Annotated in this window: 2 tRNA genes and 2 rRNA genes; all 4 read left to right on the top strand. The window is 52.5% G+C overall.

What is annotated here, in order from left to right:
• Positions 1-1,291: ribosomal RNA gene (locus ACMHYJ_RS16790) — 16S ribosomal RNA — on the top strand; the annotation flags it as partial.
• A 176-nt stretch (positions 1,292-1,467) separates the two neighbouring features.
• A tRNA-Ile gene (locus ACMHYJ_RS16785) sits at positions 1,468-1,544 on the top strand.
• Positions 1,545-1,570: 26 nt separating this feature from the next.
• A tRNA-Ala gene (locus ACMHYJ_RS16780) sits at positions 1,571-1,646 on the top strand.
• 476 nt (positions 1,647-2,122) lie between these two features.
• A 23S ribosomal RNA gene (locus ACMHYJ_RS16775) occupies positions 2,123-5,088 on the top strand; the annotation flags it as partial.

Below are 5,088 nucleotides of genomic sequence, written 5' to 3'. Positions count from 1 at the left end.
GTTGGTGGGGTAAAGGCCTACCAAGGCAACGATCTGTAGCTGGTTTGAGAGGACGACCAGCCACACTGGGACTGAGACACGGCCCAGACTCCTACGGGAGGCAGCAGTGGGGAATTTTGGACAATGGGGGCAACCCTGATCCAGCCATCCCGCGTGTGCGATGAAGGCCTTCGGGTTGTAAAGCACTTTTGGCAGGGAAGAAACGGCCCGGGATAATACCTCGGGCTAATGACGGTACCTGCAGAATAAGCACCGGCTAACTACGTGCCAGCAGCCGCGGTAATACGTAGGGTGCAAGCGTTAATCGGAATTACTGGGCGTAAAGCGTGCGCAGGCGGTTCGGAAAGAAAGGTGTGAAATCCCGGGGCTTAACCTCGGAACTGCACTTTTAACTACCGGGCTAGAGTACGTCAGAGGGGGGTAGAATTCCACGTGTAGCAGTGAAATGCGTAGAGATGTGGAGGAATACCGATGGCGAAGGCAGCCCCCTGGGATGATACTGACGCTCATGCACGAAAGCGTGGGGAGCAAACAGGATTAGATACCCTGGTAGTCCACGCCCTAAACGATGTCAACTAGCTGTTGGGGTTTATTAACCTTAGTAGCGCAGCTAACGCGTGAAGTTGACCGCCTGGGGAGTACGGTCGCAAGATTAAAACTCAAAGGAATTGACGGGGACCCGCACAAGCGGTGGATGATGTGGATTAATTCGATGCAACGCGAAAAACCTTACCTACCCTTGACATGTCTGGAAGATTCAAGAGATTGAATTGTGCTCGCAAGAGAACCGGAACACAGGTGCTGCATGGCTGTCGTCAGCTCGTGTCGTGAGATGTTGGGTTAAGTCCCGCAACGAGCGCAACCCTTGTCATTAGTTGCTACATTTGGTTGGGCACTCTAATGAGACTGCCGGTGACAAACCGGAGGAAGGTGGGGATGACGTCAAGTCCTCATGGCCCTTATGGGTAGGGCTTCACACGTCATACAATGGTCGGGACAGAGGGATGCCAAGCCGCGAGGTGGAGCCAATCTCAGAAACCCGATCGTAGTCCGGATCGCAGTCTGCAACTCGACTGCGTGAAGTCGGAATCGCTAGTAATCGCGGATCAGCATGTCGCGGTGAATACGTTCCCGGGTCTTGTACACACCGCCCGTCACACCATGGGAGTGGGTTTCACCAGAAGTAGGTAGCCTAACCGCAAGGAGGGCGCTTACCACGGTGAGATTCATGACTGGGGTGAAGTCGTAACAAGGTAGCCGTATCGGAAGGTGCGGCTGGATCACCTCCTTTAAGAGCAAGCCTGTTGTTGCTTGTTATTGCAGCGTCCACGCTTATCGGCTGTTGTTTAGTAGACATGGTCTGAAGTCCGGCCCTGGCGTTTTGTGAAGCCAGGCGCACTGTACAGTCTCGTATGAATCAGTGTTCAAGTGGTTTTGCTTGATGGCTGGTTTGCCATGCGGGCTAGGGGGTCAGTAGCTCAGTCGGTTAGAGCACCGTCTTGATAAGGCGGGGGTCGATGGTTCGAATCCATCTTGACCCACCACGGTTTTGGTCATCAACCCAAAGCACGGGGGATTAGCTCAGCTGGGAGAGCACCTGCTTTGCAAGCAGGGGGTCGTCGGTTCGATCCCGTCATCCTCCACCACCAGCGCAGTAGCGGTGATTTGGATTGACTTGGGTTCATCGTGGTCTTGCAAAATTACCCGTCTGTTTGTCCATCGGCTGTTTGTTCGGTTGGCAGGAAATCAGTCAAATATAGTTCAGTCAAACACAGTTCAGTCAAGAATATCCTGGTTCTATTGTCACCAATAGCGTGATCAGGGTGTTGCTGACTGATGCTTTGTTCGATGCGCGGCTTTCAAGCGGCATCGGGTTCAAGGGTTCAGTGGAAGTACCATGTTCTTTAACAATCTGGAAGAAGCACAACAATGTAAAAGTTCTGTCTGACTTAACTGTCAGGAAGAAATATTTTACGGGTTGTGATTGCAAAATCAATTGTTCAAAAGTTCTTAAGATTCAAGCAGCAGCGCATTCTTCGGAGTGTGAGGTTGATTGGCCTTATATGGAATTGAACGGCACAAACACGCGAAACTCAAATTCCTATAACCTGCAAAGTTATAGGATCAAGCGAATAAGTGCATATGGTGGATGCCTTGGCGATTACAGGCGACGAAGGACGTTGTAGCCTGCGAAAAGCTGCGGGGAGCTGGCAAACAAGCTTTGATCCGCAGATGTCCGAATGGGGAAACCCACGCTAGCGATAGCGTACCGTACAGTGAATACATAGCTGTGCGGAGCGAACCGGGTGAACTGAAACATCTCAGTAGCTCGAGGAAAAGAAATCAACCGAGATTCCGGCAGTAGCGGCGAGCGAAACCGGAAAAGCCGTGACGAGATAGCACTTCAAATAGTCGAATGATCTGGAAAGGTCAGCCGCAGCATGGTGATAGCCCTGTAGACGAAATTTGGAGTGTGAGACTAAGCGTCAGAGAAGTAGGGCGGGACACGTGAAATCCTGTCTGAAGATGGGGGGACCATCCTCCAAGGCTAAATACTCGTAATCGACCGATAGTGAACCAGTACCGTGAGGGAAAGGCGAAAAGAACCCCGGAAGGGGAGTGAAATAGATCCTGAAACCGTATGCATACAAACAGTAGGAGCCCCCCTTTAAGGGCTTTCGGCGCGGCGCAGCCGCGTCAAAAGAATACAGGCTGAAGCAGATCCTGATCGGATTTGCAGAGAGTCCTTAAAGGGGGGTGACTGCGTACCTTTTGTATAATGGGTCAGCGACTTACATTCAGTGGCAAGCTTAACCGAATAGGGAAGGCGTAGCGAAAGCGAGTCCGAATAGGGCGATTCAGTCGCTGGGTGTAGACCCGAAACCAGGCGATCTATCCATGGTCAGGTTGAAGGCACGGTAACACGTGCTGGAGGACCGAACCCACTAATGTTGAAAAATTAGGGGATGAACTGTGGATAGGGGTGAAAGGCTAAACAAGCCTGGAGATAGCTGGTTCTCTCCGAAAACTATTTAGGTAGTGCCTCACATGATTACTGCCGGGGGTAGAGCACTGTTATAGCTAGGGGGTCATGGCGACTTACCAACCTATGGCAAACTCCGAATACCGGCAAGTACAGTGTGGGAGACAGAGCACCGGGTGCTAACGTCCGGACTCAAGAGGGAAACAACCCAGACCGCCAGCTAAGGTCCCTAAAATTGGCTAAGTGGGAAACGAAGTGGGAAGGCATAGACAGTCAGGATGTTGGCTTAGAAGCAGCCATCATTTAAAGAAAGCGTAATAGCTCACTGATCGAGTCGTCCTGCGCGGAAGATGTAACGGGGCTAAGCCAGTTACCGAAGCTGCGGGTGTGTGCGCTCTTTTAAGCGCATCACTTGGCTTGCGCACGCCGCCAGGCGGGCGAAAGCGGCCATCACATCGAGTGGTGGAGTTAAGAAATAAGTGGTGTACTTAAATGAGCGCACACGCGGTAGGAGAGCGTTCTGTAAGCCTGCGAAGGTGTGTTGTAAAGCATGCTGGAGGTATCAGAAGTGCGAATGCTGACATGAGTAGCGATAAAGGGGGTGAAAAGCCCCCTCGCCGTAAGTCCAAGGTTTCCTGCGCAACGTTCATCGGCGCAGGGTGAGTCGGCCCCTAAGGCGAGGCAGAGATGCGTAGCTGATGGGAAGCTGGTTAATATTCCAGCACCGTCGTGAGATGCGATGGGGGGACGGATGGCTGCAAGATCATCGGGGTGTTGGATGTCCCCGTTGCTGCATCATAGAAGGCGCTTAGGTAAATCCGGGCGCGTAATTCAAGGGTGTGGGTGGATAGAGACCTCGGTCTCTAAACTGATCGGAAGTTGTCCCAGGAAAAGCCTCTAAGCTTCAGTCTCACGAGACCGTACCGCAAACCGACACAGGTGGACGGGATGAATATTCCAAGGCGCTTGAGAGAACTCAGGAGAAGGAACTCGGCAAATTGATACCGTAACTTCGGGAGAAGGTATGCCCTGGTAGTGTGAAGTGCCTGCGCACTGAGCATGAAGGGGCCGCAGTGAATCGGTGGCTGCGACTGTTTATTAAAAACACAGCACTCTGCTAAGACGAAAGTCGACGTATAGGGTGTGACGCCTGCCCGGTGCCGGAAGGTTAAGTGATGGGGTGCAAGCTCTTGATCGAAGCCCCGGTAAACGGCGGCCGTAACTATAACGGTCCTAAGGTAGCGAAATTCCTTGTCGGGTAAGTTCCGACCTGCACGAATGGCGTAACGATGGCCACACTGTCTCCTCCTGAGACTCAGCGAAGTTGAAATGTTTGTGATGATGCAATCTACCCGCGGCTAGACGGAAAGACCCCATGAACCTTTACTGTAGCTTTGCATTGGATTGTGAACCGGCCTGTGTAGGATAGGTGGGAGGCGTTGAAACTGTGTCGCTAGATGCAGTGGAGCCAACCTTGAAATACCACCCTGGTCTGTTTGCGGTTCTAACCTTGGCCCGTTATCCGGGTTGGGGACAGTGCATGGTGGGCAGTTTGACTGGGGCGGTCTCCTCCTAAAGTGTAACGGAGGAGTACGAAGGTACGCTAGGTACGGTCGGAAATCGTGCTGATAGTGCAATGGCATAAGCGTGCTTGACTGTGAGACTGACAAGTCGAACAGGTGCGAAAGCAGGTCATAGTGATCCGGTGGTTCTGTATGGAAGGGCCATCGCTCAACGGATAAAAGGTACTCTGGGGATAACAGGCTGATACCGCCCAAGAGTTCATATCGACGGCGGTGTTTGGCACCTCGATGTCGGCTCATCTCATCCTGGGGCTGTAGCCGGTCCCAAGGGTATGGCTGTTCGCCATTTAAAGAGGTACGTGAGCTGGGTTTAAAACGTCGTGAGACAGTTTGGTCCCTATCTGCCGTGGGCGTTGGATACTTGACGGAGCCTGCTCCTAGTACGAGAGGACCGGAGTGGACGCACCGCTGGTGTATCGGTTGTCATGCCAATGGCATTGCCGAGTAGCTACGTGCGGAAGAGATAAGCGCTGAAGGCATCTAAGCGCGAAACTCGTCTGAAGATTAGGTATCCCGGGGGCT

The sequence above is a fragment of the Castellaniella hirudinis genome (genome assembly GCF_047468865.1).
In the GTDB taxonomy this organism is placed as follows: Bacteria; Pseudomonadota; Gammaproteobacteria; order Burkholderiales; family Burkholderiaceae_B; genus Castellaniella; species Castellaniella hirudinis_A.
This window is presented reverse-complemented; position numbering and strand designations above follow the sequence as displayed.